The sequence below is a fragment of the Enterococcus sp. AAFC-DPL-5182 genome (assembly GCF_058216605.1).
The window spans coordinates 3,728,323-3,742,732 of record NZ_CM177101.1 but is presented as its reverse complement, the minus strand read 5'-3'; the positions used below and the strand labels follow the sequence as shown (position 1 = coordinate 3,742,732).

The window sequence follows — 14,410 nt, the reverse complement described above, 5'->3', positions numbered from 1 at the left end:
TCTTGCTAAAAACATTGCAAGAAATCTCTATTTGCGTTAAAGTAAGAAAAGACAACTGTGAAACATTTTCCTGTTTCACGCAAGGAAGGAAACGTATGACACCAGAAGAATTTAAACAACTATTAAGCCAAAAAGGCATTGATTTGTCAGATGAGCAAATGGCGCAATTTGCTCGTTATTTTGAATTACTCGTTGAGTGGAACGAAAAAATGAACCTGACAGCAATTACGGAAAAAAAAGAAGTTTACTTGAAGCATTTTTATGATTCTATCTCATTGGCATTTTTTGAAGATTTTTCAACAAATAAATCAATTTGCGATGTGGGTGCAGGAGCCGGTTTTCCAAGTATTCCGTTAAAAATCGTTTTTCCAACATTACAAGTCACAATTGTTGATTCATTAAATAAACGAATCACCTTCTTAACAGAATTAGTCAATGAATTAAAGTTAGAAGAGGTTTCTTTGTATCACGATCGTGCAGAAACATTTGGACAAAAAGAAGAATTTCGGGCAGCCTTTGACTACGTTACAGCTCGTGCAGTTGCTCGCTTAAATGTGTTAAGTGAGTTATGCTTGCCGTTAGTGAAAAAGGATGGTTTTTTCTTAGCATTGAAAGCTGCTAAAAGTGAAGAAGAAATTATTGAAGCCAAACCTGCAATTGCTATTTTAGGTGGTAAATTTCAAAAAGAAGTTTCCTTTGAATTACCAGTCACAGCGGATGAACGTCATATCGTTGTAGTACAAAAGAAAAAAGAAACACCAAAAAAATACCCGAGAAAACCAGGGTTACCAAATAAACAGCCAATCAAATAAGATGGAGGGACACAAATGGCACGAATTATTTCTGTAGCGAATCAAAAAGGCGGCGTTGGTAAGACAACGACCACTGTGAATCTAGGTGCTTGTCTTGCCTATTACGGCAAAAAAGTGTTGCTGATCGATATTGATGCTCAAGGAAATGCTACAAGTGGTATCGGCGTACGTAAACCAGATGTTGCAACGGATGTTTATGACGTATTAGTAAATGAAGAACCAATCAAAAATGTGATTCAGCAAACATCTAGAGAAAATCTAGATATCGTTCCAGCGACGATCCAACTTGCTGGAGCAGAAATAGAATTAACTTCAATGATGGCGAGAGAGTCGCGTTTAAAAGCTGCGATTGAAGAAGTAAATGATATTTATGATTTTGTTTTGATCGATTGTCCGCCATCTTTGGGACATTTGACTATCAATGCTTTTACAGCTAGTGATTCGATTTTGATTCCGGTGCAATGTGAGTATTACGCACTTGAAGGATTGAGCCAACTCCTTAATACGATACGTCTTGTTCAAAAGCATTTTAATCCAGATTTACGTATCGAGGGTGTATTGTTGACGATGTATGATGCTAGAACTAACTTAGGCGCTGAAGTCGTAGAAGAAGTTCGCAAGTATTTCCGTGAAAAAGTCTATGACACCATTATTCCTAGAAATGTTCGTTTGTCTGAAGCGCCAAGTCATGGTTTGTCGATTATTGATTATGATCCCCGTTCACGTGGTGCCGAAGTGTACCAAGCACTAGCAAAGGAAGTGTTGGATAATGAGTAAAGGAAAAGGTTTAGGTAGAGGTATTGATGCATTGTTTCAAGATTTTGCTAGTTTGGAAGATGTAGACGTTCAAAAAGAAGAAGTACTTGAAATTCCTTTAAATGAACTTCGTCCGAATCCATATCAGCCAAGAAAAACATTTGATGAAGCATCACTGCAAGAATTGGCGAACTCGATTCAGCAATCAGGTGTCTTTCAACCGATCATTGTTAGAAAGTCATCTGTTAAAGGATATGAAATCATTGCAGGTGAAAGACGATTTCGCGCTTCAAAATTAGCAGATAAAGAAACGATTCCAGCAATCGTCCGCGAATTCGATGAAGAAGCCATGATGCAAGTCGCTGTTTTAGAAAACTTACAACGTGAAGATTTAAATCCGTTAGAAGAAGCAGAAGCTTATGATATGCTGATGAAAAATTTAAAACTCACACAAGTAGAAGTTGCAGAACGTCTAGGGAAAAGTCGACCATATATTGCAAACTATTTACGTCTATTAACGTTACCGACCCAAGTTAAAGAGATGGTTCAGAGTGAAACCTTATCGATGGGGCAAGCTAGAACGTTACTTGGTTTAAAAGATAAGGATTTAATTTTAACTCTAGCAAAACGAGTGGTAGAAGAAAACTTGACTGTTCGTCAGCTAGAACAAATCGTCAATGATTTGAATGAAAATCAAGGCAAAAAAGCTTCTAAGAAAGAGAAGAAAACGGTTAAAGATAAACCTTATTACATTCGTGAAAGCGAAGATCGCTTAATGGATAAATTTGGTACAACCGTTGCTATTCAAGAAAAAGAAGGTAAAGGGAAAATAGAGATCGAATACCTTTCACAGTCTGATTTAGCTAGAATTTTGGATATTTTAGAGATTCATTTTGATGAAGCTTGATTAACTAGATGAACAAAAGAGTCTGATACAAAACTAATATTAGTTTTGTATCAGACTCTTTTTTATAGTCGAATTATTATTAGTAATAAGTGAAAAAGAAAGTCACATAGACAGATAAAAATTACTATTTATTAAAATAATTATTTAAACAATTGAATTTCCATAAAAAATATAATATATAGAAATAAATAATATTTTTCTTATTCTTATATAAAATAAGAAAAATCTATAATTGTTTAAATTAAATCATATAGATATTGTTAAAATAGGTACTTACTGTTAAATACTTACATTTCAAGTATACAATAAATAATTTGGACATGTCAATGAGGAATAAAAAAATCACAATATATTTAATTTATGTAAATTATGCTCTACCTAAGAGAACAAATTAGTCAATTGATATAAGTAGCGAGATTACGTATCAAGCCTATATCACATGACGTGTGCTTTGTTGTTGTTCATAATCAATACTAACTCAAAATAAATTTACTTATTTCTATACGCCGTCAAATGAACCGTCAAATAAATAGTCTTAAATAGTTCGTATAGTGAAAAGATCTAAGCACGCTTTTTTTGGAAGTGTGCTGTTTTTATTAATATAGATATAAAAACAGTAATATTTTAAATCGTAAAAAAGCTAAAAGAAAATCATGGATTGTAACTATACATTTGATTAGGTCAAAAAAATAATAAGTAAAGCTTCTGTTTTCATCTCAAAAGTTATGATTCGTTTATTTTTATTAAAATTACTATTTTTTAAAATGTTAATTTATGTATTTTCTTTATTCCACCGTCATCTAACCGTCAATGATAAAAACAAAACTTCTTTGCATATACGTTTAAACAGTTTTTTTCTTATTTTATATAAGAATAGGAAATTCCTATTATCTAATATTTACAGTTTTATGTAGTGCATGTATTAAAACCTGTATTACATGTATTTTTCGAAGGAATCTTAGTAATCATAAATGGTTGGAATTTACTATATAAAAATTAAGAGGAGGATTTTCCATTATGAGGAAAAAAATTATTATATTGACCGAAACGTTAAGCGCAAATGGGCTATTACAAAATAGTTTATTAAATATGGATTATGAAATAATGGTTTCAAAAGATATATTAACTCAACCAAAAGATAAAGAGTTTTATTTTCTGCAAAATTTTGATCTGATTATTTATCAACAATCTATGTATAGCGGCTTAAAGGAATCATTTCTAGATAACTTGGCATTATTGAATAAGCCAATTGTTGTTTTAACATTTGAATCAGAGCAGGTAAACAAGTCTAAGTACTTGAATAATGCTAATGTGAGCTTTGTTCGTTATCCAATATCTGTTACTGATTTAGCGAGTAAATTAGCAGCAATTTTTGAGGAGTCTGCAAATCGTAAAGGTAAAAATAGTCAAGAAAGAGCAGAGGGATCCTCTACAAATAATGATGGATTTGCTCAAAACATGTCAGCTTATTCAAATGCTGTAAAAGTAAAGAAACAATACTCTTTCCAATTAAAAGACCGCACACTAATTATCGATAATTGGTTGATTCCATTGACTAAAAAAGAACATCAGGTATTGACACATTTTATCGAATCGGAGCAAAGAGTTTTTTCAAGTCAATCACTCTGTGAAGCAATCTGGACAAATGCCAAGCAAAAAAACAAGCAGGCACTGTTGAGCAATTTGATTAACCGTATCAAACAAAAAATAATGGATAAAACCTCTATTTTTGAACCATTTATATTAAATAAAAAAGGGATAGGCTATTACCTGAATCAGGAGTTTGTAGCCTTAGACGAACAAAATGATGAACAGATAAGAGAACTATTGGTAGGCAATCTGTAATTTAAAAAAGGTAAGTCAGAAAGGAAGCGGGAGCATTGGCGATATTTAACAAAAAAAGCAAAAAAAAAAAGAATCATGAGGATATTTACGAAGAATACTACGATGAATATGACGAATACGATGAGTATGAGGATTACGACGAGTATGATGAGGATGAATTTGAAGAAGAGGATCATGTACCCCCTAAAAAAAATCGTCCAGAAACTTCAACTAAAAGAGAGCGTTCGGAAAACACTATGAGAAAACAAGAGCAAGAAGCACACCAAGAACAAGCAGCTGTAATTGAACATTTAAACAATGAAAATCAACAGTTTCAAAAAGAAATGCAGCGCCAAAAAACAATGGCAGAGCGCTTAAAAGCAGAAGTTGAAAATAAACAGCAAGAAATAGATCAGTTAACCATGCGTTTGACCAGTTCATCTAAATCAAAAGAAAGAATTCTTTCATTAGAAGAGCAAGTAAGGCAGTCAGAAGAATTGAGAATACAGCTGGATGAACAATTATTAGAAGAACGTAATAAGAGTACAGAGATCGAAAAGCAGCTACGTCAACAGGATTTAATGAAAAATCAAATCGCAGAGGTATTGATGGAAGCGAAAGAGAAAGCGCAACAAATCATTGAACGTGCAACAATTGAAGCTGATCGAACAGTAGAAGCTGCTAGACATGAGACTAAAAAAGCAGTTTCAGAAGCATCAATTGAATTAAAAATGATTAATCAGGAAGCGGCAAACTACCATACACGTATTCTTCGTCTACAAAGTGAAACAAGTGTATTAATGGAAGATTTGTTAAACAAATCTAGCCGATTAGCTGACCAATCACTGGATTAAAGGAAGGGGTTTAAGAAGTGGTTTATCAAAATATTATGGTTGACATCTATCAAGCCGCTTCTCCAGCAGTAGGTGAGCGCCTTTTTGATGACGATATGCTACGGGATATCTATTATATTTGCGAAGAAATTTTTCAAAAAAGAAATAAAAGAATCCCCTATCCTCAAAAAGAAGTGGAAGAATATTTTGAAGAGTTTCATACCATAATTTCTTTTTTTAAACATGTTGAGATCACTTTAGATTTTGTAGATCTTGATTGGTCTGCTTTGTTGGACGAGTTGATTCATACCTTTCCTCAAATTGCCTGGATAGGCGGTTCTAAGGAAAAAGAAGACAATCGCATAGTATATTATATCGACTTTGTTCCTATTGCTTATAGAGAGACCGGATTTCCTTTCATGGTTAATTTACTACAGTCATTAGATCAGCAGTTATTAGTTGAGAGTGATGATATGTTGGAGTCGTTTGTTTGTGAAATCGAAAGGCTTGTAGCTAAGTTTATCAAACCGTTTAAGATGGCTGATTCTGTCGAAAAGACAGAGGTTGTAGAATATAGTGATGATGACAGTGCAAATTATTTACTGAAAATGGAAGAAGCAGTCAGTAGAGAGAGGTATGCAAAAGAAAGAATGCGGCTTGCAAATAAAAAATTGGAAGTTGTCATTGAGCAAATGGAACGGCAAAACTTATCCAGAGCTATGAAAGAATTAAGTAAATCTAGCAGTGATGAAAATGAAAACTGGGATCATGTATTAAAAATTGATTTGAGAGAGTATTCTCAACTTCTACAAAAGGCCAAATTTTTAGAACAGTCGTGGCTAATGAATAAAGAATTGGTTACAAAATCTGAAAAGATGACGATTTCTGATAATCAATTAACTTACGAAAGAGAACAGGTAAGGAGCTTTAAAGATTCAGTTTCAACAAACGAGATTTACCTTATTCTAGATGAGTGTAAGCTAATTGAATCAAGAGTAAAGATTAAGAACAAATCTTGGTTTAGACAACCTCATGTGCGAATCATGAAAATGGACTATGACAGTATATTAAACAAAGCGGCCTATTTTGATCTTATTCAAGGAGAAAATTACTTACTTGAGCAGATAGTACTAAATGAGGAGTCGATAGTAAACGATTAAAATAAGTCGATAGTTGATTTTAATTAAAAAATAAAAGGATTGGGAATAGTCGGCTTTTCCCATCCACCACTACATAATGATTTTAACTATTTACTAAAGAGAAATGTTGAAAAAGAACACAATTATCAATGAGGTAAGAAGGATACCTTCTGGTATATTAAAAAAAATCAATTGAAGGATTGGGAAAAGAAAGTAATTGATCAAAAATAAAGATTTTGACCTATGATTCATTTGATTTTAACTGTTGCTATGTTTAGTTTTTTTCAAAGTACATATGATCTTACTATGCAGGGAGCTTAAAATTCAATGATTAATAAACGAAAAAGACTTCGCTTGATTGTTGTAATGATAGGATTTTTTCTTTTATCACTGATAGTCATAGTTGCTAAACCAGAAGTTGGTTCAGCGGTCTCCGTAAAACCAATTTTACCAAAGAATCAACATAATTCAGAAGCAACTTATTATGATCTTCGAATGAAACCAAGCCAAGAACAAGAGCTGAATTTGGAGTTAGCAAATACTTCTGATACAGAACAAAAAGTTACTTTTCAAATAAATGATGCGACAACAAATGATAGTGGAGATATAGACTATTCTGATCGATCAAAAATTATTTCGCGAGATAAGAGTTTGAAGATTTCTTTGAAGGATATTGCAACCATCGAATCGGAACTAATAATTCCAGCAAAAAAAACGATAACAACCAGAGTTCATTTAAAAATGCCCGAGAATAAGTTTGATGGAATGATTTTAGGTGGAATCAAAGTTGTTTCATCGGAAAAAAATAATGAAACCTCTGATTCCGATGATAAGAGACAAGATAAAAAAACATATATTGTAGCTGTGAAACTGACTGAAACAGACACACCGATTGTAGCAAAATTAAATTTATTGACTATTTTATCTTCAAGAGAGTCAAATAAAACCGTGATAAAAGCAACTATTCAAAATGATCAAGCAGTAAACTTAGAAGATATCGAGTTTGTTGCCAAGGTGTATAAAAAAGACTCGGATCAGTTATTTTCTCAAAGTAAGGTGACAGGTTATCGGATGGCACCAAACTCTAGCTTTGTTTTCAAGCTTGATGAGGAAAATAAGAAATTTTCGGCTGGAAAATACCAAATTGAACTAACAGCTAAATCTAAAGCAACAAATCAGGAATGGCAATGGAAAAAAGAACTGGAAATAGCAAAATCTGATAATAGAAAAGGTAGAACTGCTAAGGATGTAACTGACAAAGAAAAAATAATGCTTTACACCATTATTTGTGTGATTACATTTGTTTTATTGTTGTTACTACTATTGATTTTGTTGATTTTAAGAAAGCGCAAGGAGAAGCGTTACGAAGAAGCTTTGTATCATAGAAAGAAAAAACGTGACCGAAACAATAAAAATATCCAGCGAAACAGAAAATCTAAGAGTAAAAATGTTGAAAGAAATAAGAAAAAAAAGCCTGCAGATTATAGTCGATCAAAAAGATAGAGCATCTACAAAAGTTTGAAGCTGTTTCTCTGTTTTTTTAGAGATAGAAAAACGTATTAGAATAAGTTATTAAGGTATCCGCACCCTTGTAAATTTACTCTTAATTCCACTATTAGAAACAGGCATAACCAAAACGTTTTTGCCTGTAGAGAATGTTAAGAAAATCAATGCTGTAAAAAAGAATTAGGAGCTATATAAAAAAATTTCATAGACGATAGTAGGTTTTCTATCTGAAAAAAAGGAATATATAAAGCGAGTTACTGCTATTCTAGATAATCACTGATTATCAGTTTGTATTTTAAATTATGAAAAATAGATATATAGTATAGAGATTTTAGGAGTTGGAGGATATGAAGAAAGCAGAAGAAAATTCTCAAAAACAGGGAAGAAAGATAATTAAAAAATACATTCTCCATCAAAAAGTCAATCCCAGGCTTTTAGGCGTAGAGTTGTTCGATAAGCATTTAGATACACCATATGAAGCTTATTTATCATGTAAATTAATCTTTAGAAAAGATGTTTGCTCATTGATGGAACTTGAAAATATTGCAACAAAAATATACGAAACTTGGACAAAAAAAAATGATAAGTTACATATAAAAAAAATAAATGTTTTTACCTCAACTGCATATATTGTATTAACATTTACGATCGGTTTCTATGAGGATGTACATGTAAAATATTTACGCAATTTAAAAGAGTGCGCTAAGGAAATTATTGAGACCTATGATAACTTAGTTAAGAAAGAAAAAGCGGCTGAATATAAAAGAAAAGAAGAAGAAATTTATAAAGTTTTAGAAAAGTTTAGTCAGCTAAATGACAAGATGGATGGTTTGGAAGATAGACTCACAAAAAATGAATCGATAGTTTTAGATTCTGGAGAGTTATTGAAAACAGAACTTACTAAGGTCAGTCAAACAATCAAAGAGCAACTGAGCCAAGCTGAATATACTGTAAAAGATGTGCCAAATAGTTTCCAAGGTAACGAGAAGGTAGTAAAAAAAGCCAATCCTAGTAAGGTAAAAACAAAGCAGTTAAAGAAAAAGGTCGTAAAGAAAGAAAAGTATCAAGAACGTAATTTTATACTTGATCGTTCTAAGCTATTACCAGTAGTCAAGATAAAGAGTTGGAAATCAAATCGCTTTTCTTCAAAAAACATGGATGAAAGAGAACCAACCAAAAAGAATGATTTGAAGGGATATGTATCTAAACTTGAGTTGGAAGTGTTAGCCTGTTTCTCGGAAAGTAAGGAATTGAATAAAAAAAGAATGGTACCGAAAAAACAATTCTTAATTTTAAAAGCAAAAGTAGAATTTATAGATTATTTATGGATGTTATTGGAATTAGAAGGAAAAGAAGAAATTATCATTGCTGATAAGCTAAGTTGTAGAGAATTGATCGAAGAGTTAGGTCAATTTATGGAAACTGTTGAAAAGATTGCTACAGGAGCAACAATTTTTAATTACTGGGTCTATTGCTCGCAAGAAATCTTAGTCAAATTAGAAGGATATGCAGCATTAAAAGATTTTTTAAGTAATTCATTAAGACTAAGCAACAATACTTTAGCAAATGAAGTATGATGATTAGCCTGTTTGGGAAAAAAGGGGTGTGTACAAGAGACTAAGACAGTTTCAAATGTATAGGTCCTCTTTCTTTTTCTTTTATTATTATACAAATAGTATTTCTATAACAAAGAAAACTAACATTTTACTTCCAAAAATTCTCTTTTTTTCTAAAATTTTTGAAACTAAATAAAAATGATAATCATGCATACTTAGTTAGGAAAAGCGAACGTATTGTAAGGTCATGATTGGTTTTCGTTGGGAGAAGATGAAGTGAGGAATTTGATTCATTGATTTTAATAAAAATAACACATGAAACTTTAAAATTTGTAGTCATTCATTTTCTTAAATTAATAAAATTAAGTTTTGGAAAGGATCTTAATTATGGCAAGAAGAGGAGAAAATATCTATAAAAGAAAAGATGGTCGTTGGGAAGGCCGATACATAAAAGGGAGACAGAATAACGGGAAGATTCATTATGGTTATATCTATGGATACAAGTATTCAGAGGTAAAGCACCAGCTTATCTTAAGAAAGTACGAAAAACAGACGAGTAATAGTAAGAATCTGCTACCTTATGAAGGAGAGTTGTTGGATTGGACAAAGTATTGGTTGGAGACATTCATTCGTCCAAAAGTAAAAAGCAGCACATATGCTAGTTATAAAAATAAAATGAATGTCCATGTATTATCAAGAATTGGTTCTATCAAGCTCCAAAAACTAAAACAATCAGATCTTGATTCATTACTTAAAGAAATGGATAAAACGTTAAAAGCAAGTTCGATTCGCTCGATATTTTCTGTATTGAAAAATTGTTTGAGTAAGGCAGTAACAATAAATTTGTTGACGGAGAACCCATGTATGGGAGTAGAACTTCCCAAAACAAGAAAAAGTGCAGTGCAAGCGTTATCTATTAAGGATCAAGACAAATTAGTTAAAGAAATTAATACAGATCAGAAGTTTTTTGCAATTATACTTGCTTTACAAACTGGACTTCGAATTGGAGAAATTTGTGGTTTAAAATGGGAAGATATTGATTTTGAGAATAGTACACTAGGGGTGAATAGAACGGTACTTCGTATTCAGTCTGAAGATAAGTCTGGAAGAAAGACAGAGATTGTTGAAGTTACACCTAAGAGTAATAATTCCCAACGTAAAATCCCAATCACGAAAACATTAAAGGAAAAGTTACTAGAGCTTCAAAAAGTATCGACAAGTGAGTATGTTATTTCAAACAAACACAAAGCTTTAGAACCTCGTACGATAGCATATCGTTTCCAAATAATCCGCAAAAAAATTGGATTAGAAAAATTTTCTTTTCACTCTTTAAGGCATACTTTCGCTACTCGCTGTTTAGAAGCAGGGGGAAACATTGCAACAATCAGTTCATTGTTAGGTCATTCATCAACAAAGATGACATTAGATTGTTATACCAATTCTTTTTTTGCGGAGGAACGTCAATTAGTTGAAAAGCTTGAATTTGTTTAGGATGAAATCAAGTAACCTTTTTTTGATAAGGTGAACTGAGAGGCCGAGACAAAAGGATCTAGCTCCGAGAACCAAATAGGTACTATGCAATATCAATTTGTACCTCATTTTGTTTTATCGCAATAAGAAGAAACAAGGTGTCTGAAAGACACCTTGTCAGACTGTAGACAAACGCCTAAATTTGGAGTGTTGTTTACAGTTTTTTTGTTTTATACTAATTGTATAAACTATTTTGGGAGTGATTCTAATGATGAAAAAACAATCTGTTGAAGGTAGAAATCAATTTGCTATGTTAACGCTTGATGATCTTGTACCGAAAGATCACCTAGTTCGAAAAATTGATGCCGCGATTCAATTTGATTTTATTTATCCCATTGTAGAATCTACCTATTCGACCTTAGGTCGCCCTAGTATTGACCCGGTGATCTTAATTAAATTAGTTTTTATCCAATATTTATTTGGTATTCGTTCGATGAGACAGACAATTAAAGAAGTCGAAACAAATGTTGCTTATCGTTGGTTTTTAGGCTTTTCTTTTAACGAAAAAGTCCCTCATTTCTCCACATTCGGTAAAAATTATGTCCGAAGATTCAGAGAAACCACTTTGTTTGAAGACATTTTCTCTCATATTCTAGAACAAGCTGTAAAAGCTGGTTTTGTTACGGAAGACAACCTTTATATTGATTCTACTCATATCAAAGCAAATGCCAATAAACATAAATTCACGAAAGAAATGACCTACAGTCAAGCAAAAGCCTATCAAGATGAATTAGAAGATGAAATAAATAAAGAACGTATTGCGACGGGAAAACGCCCTTTTACATGGGACACAGAAAGTGAGTTGAGTCTTCGAAAAATAAGTTATTCAGACCCAGAAAGTGGTTACTATGTTAAAAGCGAACGAGAAAAACAATTTGCTTATTCTGCACACACTTCTTGCGATGACAATGGATTTGTCTTATCTACGCTAGTCACACCAGGAAATGTACATGATAGTCAAGTCGCAATTACTCTGGTTAAACAGTCAAAAAGAGCTTTTCCAAATATAAAACGTGTTGTCGCTGATGCGGGATATAAAAATCCGAAATTTGTTCATTTTCTGACACACTTGAACCTTTATCCAGTTCTTCCCTATACTGCACCTCATGGTGTGAAAGGGATGTTTCGTAAAAATGACTTTGTCTATGATGACTATTTTGATTGTTATTTATGCCCTAATAATCAACCGTTGCTATTTTCAACAATTACTCGTGAGGGCTATAGGACATATAAATCAAATCCAAAATTCTGTATGAGCTGCCCGTTACTTAAAACTTGTACATTGAGCGCAACACATCAAAAAGTTGTGACTCGACATATTTGGGCTGATCTGATGGACGAACTTGAGCACCAGCGCCATACAGCGTTGAATAAAGAAATCTACAAAAAGAGAAAACAAACCATTGAACGAATATTTGCAGATGCAAAAGAGAAGCATGGGATGCGTTGGACGAACTATCGAGGGATTGAAAAAGTCGCCACGCATACGATGCTTACGTTTGCTACCATGAATTTAAAGAAACTGGCTACATGGCTATGGAAAGAAGAAAAGCCTATAGCTTTTCGTTTCAAAATTAAGTATAGGATAGCCAAAAGGAGCTGGTTTAATTACCAACTCCTTTTTGTCTACAGTCTGACAAGGTGTCTGAAAGACACCTTGTATTGTATATTATCGAAGCACTTCGTTCTTCGTGATTTAAAACAATGTGATCGAAGTGTAACGTAGTAGTAGCTTTTTTAGTGAGGATAAATTTAACGGGAAGAGGAATAAATTTCATGTAGTAACTGATCAAGATCAAAGATGTCTTTTTTTTCGTTATAGTTGGTTAGAAAGAAAAAATATTTTCCTCTCTTTTTTAGGTACGAACAATCTACATTACTAATGACTAAGTCATAAAGTTGGTTGGAAGCAAAAGGACCTGCCTTGGCAAAAGTAGTTAACTCAATGTATTTGATCCACCAGTCCATAAATCTATTTTTGTATAATAGATCACCTTCAAGAAATACCCCAACAGAAATTTTAGTTTTGATACATTCTTCATAAAAATTTATCGCATGAGCATATTTTGAAATTAGAACAATGTCATGTGTGTCATCTACAAAAAGTGTGGAGTATTTTTCTTTTAAGTAATCAATAAAATAATGAATTATTTCGGAGTGTTCAGACTCTTCCCAGTCTGTATACTTTCGTTCCCAATAATAATCAATATGTCCTTTGAATATCAAATGATGGTAGCCAATAGTGTTTAGATAATAATGAAGGGTTGAACTGTGAGTGTTTTTTAAACAAGTGTTGGGATAGTATTTGTTCATTAGATTCAAAAATTCTTTGTTTAACGTAAGAACAAAAAAATCACTATACCTTTCAATCAAATCAAGTTCTTTTAAACAATAAGAATTAGCAGGAATGATTTCTTCACCAAGCATGAAGAGAAGCAATAGGATGGTTTCGTTAGGAAGCATTTTAAAAGAATAATAAACTAAAAACGATTCAAGTGTTTTATTGACTTTTTTGAATAAATGAGAATTTTTAAGTGCATTTATAAATCTTTTTTGACTGCTGATATCTGATTTATTACTGAAAAAAGGTTCCTGATTACTATAATCTGATATATTTTTTTGGGCATTTCTTCTTTTTAGCAAACTAAAATAGACGACTAGCTTTTTTCGGGAAAAAAAAGATAATGGACTATCTAAAATTTGTTGAATCGTATTGATTGTTTCATAAATTCTAGGATCGATGTTTGGGACCTTTAATTGGTGTTTAGGGTCTGTGACCATGTAAAGTGATACATAAAAAAAGCGAATTTGTAACTCAGATCCTAGAAGAGAACCATTTTGGATAGTCAAATCAAACTCTTTCAACAAGCTGTTCAATTCGTTGATTTTTCTGAAGTAGGTTGAATGACTAATTCCAATTTTTTCACATACACGAGTCACATCAATCGTTCCACAACGCAATAATTCTTCTAAAATTTTATATTTTGGTGAATAAATGATTAATTCATTATACAAAGTATGAAGAGAATACTCTGGTGTTGTTTGGAAAGTGATTGTTTGCTTATTTACTTCAATAGAAAAGCGCTTATTTGATTTTTTGGCTGAAGTCATCAATCCATCAATTACTTTTAATAAAAAGTAATCTCCGATGTTTAAATGACGTAAAAGGTCTTTTTTTGTTGCAGTACCTCCAACGTTACTCAAATGTATTAATAAGTCAATTTGATAAACTTCCAATTTTTCTAGTAAGTCAAATTTTCTCATATGTAAAACTCCTTTAAATATCAGTATAGGGAATAGCAACTGAAGGGATAAGATCAGCTGAGACTCTTGTAGTGATATTTTCATTATTATCCAACATAAATACAGCAAATACAATCTCATTTAAATGGATTTATTTTTCATTTTTTTTTTGAGAATTAACCTTATTTCCTCTTTGTGTTTTCTTATTGAATATATAAAAAAAGCGGATCAACAAAATAGTTTTGCTTGATTGTCAAAAAAATGGTATTGTATCTTTGTATGTTTATTGACTATTTTTTAGAAG

Annotated in this window: 10 protein-coding genes and 1 pseudogene; 10 read left to right on the top strand and 1 reads right to left on the bottom strand. The window is 32.2% G+C overall.

Features of this window, described 5'->3' with window-relative positions; translation table 11 throughout:
- Positions 1–95: 95 nt before the first annotated feature.
- The 10 genes and pseudogenes from rsmG (at position 96) to AC4BB7_RS17505 (ending at position 12,500) form a co-directional block, all read left to right on the top strand.
- Positions 96–812: a 16S rRNA (guanine(527)-N(7))-methyltransferase RsmG gene (gene rsmG, locus AC4BB7_RS17550; protein ID WP_490483919.1), complete on the top strand. Its 717-nt coding sequence runs from the start codon at positions 96–98 to the stop codon at positions 810–812.
- A gap of 15 nt (positions 813–827) precedes the next feature.
- Positions 828–1,589: a ParA family protein gene (locus AC4BB7_RS17545; RefSeq protein WP_086314713.1), complete on the top strand. Its 762-nt coding sequence runs from the start codon at positions 828–830 to the stop codon at positions 1,587–1,589.
- Positions 1,582–2,475 (top strand): ParB/RepB/Spo0J family partition protein, encoded by an 894-nt coding sequence (locus AC4BB7_RS17540; RefSeq protein WP_490483918.1) that lies wholly within the window; start codon positions 1,582–1,584, stop codon positions 2,473–2,475. Before AC4BB7_RS17545 ends, AC4BB7_RS17540 begins: the two co-directional genes overlap by 8 nt.
- 1,017 nt (positions 2,476–3,492) lie before the next feature.
- Positions 3,493–4,320 (top strand): helix-turn-helix domain-containing protein, encoded by an 828-nt coding sequence (locus AC4BB7_RS17535; RefSeq protein ID WP_490483917.1) that lies wholly within the window; start codon positions 3,493–3,495, stop codon positions 4,318–4,320.
- 35 nt (positions 4,321–4,355) lie between these two features.
- Positions 4,356–5,153: a hypothetical protein gene (locus AC4BB7_RS17530; RefSeq protein ID WP_086314710.1), complete on the top strand. Its 798-nt coding sequence runs from the start codon at positions 4,356–4,358 to the stop codon at positions 5,151–5,153.
- A gap of 17 nt (positions 5,154–5,170) precedes the next feature.
- Positions 5,171–6,292 (top strand): hypothetical protein, encoded by a 1,122-nt coding sequence (locus AC4BB7_RS17525; protein ID WP_086314709.1) that lies wholly within the window; start codon positions 5,171–5,173, stop codon positions 6,290–6,292.
- 306 nt (positions 6,293–6,598) lie between these two features.
- Positions 6,599–7,774: a WxLIP family cell surface protein gene (locus AC4BB7_RS17520; protein WP_490483916.1), complete on the top strand. Its 1,176-nt coding sequence runs from the start codon at positions 6,599–6,601 to the stop codon at positions 7,772–7,774.
- 350 nt (positions 7,775–8,124) lie between these two features.
- Positions 8,125–9,354, top strand: coding sequence for a hypothetical protein (locus AC4BB7_RS17515; protein ID WP_490483915.1), 1,230 nt, complete (start codon positions 8,125–8,127; stop codon positions 9,352–9,354).
- 366 nt (positions 9,355–9,720) lie between these two features.
- Complete coding sequence (locus AC4BB7_RS17510) at positions 9,721–10,824, top strand: tyrosine-type recombinase/integrase (protein WP_086314706.1); 1,104 nt, start codon at positions 9,721–9,723, stop codon at positions 10,822–10,824.
- A 247-nt stretch (positions 10,825–11,071) separates the two neighbouring features.
- Positions 11,072–12,500 (top strand): annotated as a pseudogene (locus AC4BB7_RS17505) (IS1182 family transposase).
- A gap of 115 nt (positions 12,501–12,615) precedes the next feature.
- Here AC4BB7_RS17505 and AC4BB7_RS17500 read toward each other — a convergent pair.
- Complete coding sequence (locus AC4BB7_RS17500) at positions 12,616–14,127, bottom strand: AcpB/EbpR/MafR family transcriptional regulator (protein WP_490483914.1); 1,512 nt, start codon at positions 14,125–14,127, stop codon at positions 12,616–12,618.
- Positions 14,128–14,410: the final 283 nt, after the last annotated feature.